This is a genomic window from Flavobacterium sp. AK-301 (assembly GCF_058310215.1).
Genome location: NZ_JBZEES010000055.1, coordinates 1 through 523, shown reverse-complemented (window position 1 = coordinate 523; position 523 = coordinate 1). Strand labels below are relative to the sequence as shown.

1 protein-coding gene is annotated in these 523 nt (G+C 68.8%); it reads left to right on the top strand.

Translation table 11 applies throughout. The features are described from left to right. Window positions 1–523 (top strand): oxidoreductase dimerization domain-containing protein (locus AC4FQX_RS15215; protein WP_491168569.1); only part of this gene is annotated, 523 nt, incomplete at both ends.

Here is a 523-nt window from a genome sequence, read left to right as displayed (position 1 = left end):
GGGCGTCGAGCTGACCGACTCCGGTCACATCCGGGTGAACCGGGTCTCGCGCACATCGGTGCCGAACATCTACGCGGCCGGGGACTGCACGACGCTCATGCCGCTCGCGTCGGTCGCGTCGATGCAGGGTCGCACCGCGGTCTTCCACGCGCTCGGAGACGTCGTCATCCCGCTCGAGTCCCGCCGCATCACCGCGAACATCTTCACCGCGCCCGAGATCGCGACGATCGGCTGGCAGGAGAAGGACATCGCCGCCGGTCTCATCAACGGCATCGTGCACAAGCTTCCGCTCGCGGCCAACGCCCGCGCCAAGATGATGGGCATCAAGGACGGCTTCGTGAAGGTGATCGCCCGCGAGGGCAGCGGCACGGTCATCGGCGGTGTGATCGTCGGTCCTCGCGCCTCCGACCTCATCTACCCGCTCGCGATCGCCGTCGAGCGCCGCCTCACCGTCGACCAGATGTCGCGCGTGTTCGCGGTGTTCCCCTCGCTGACCGGCTCCATCCAGGACGCCGTGCGCGCG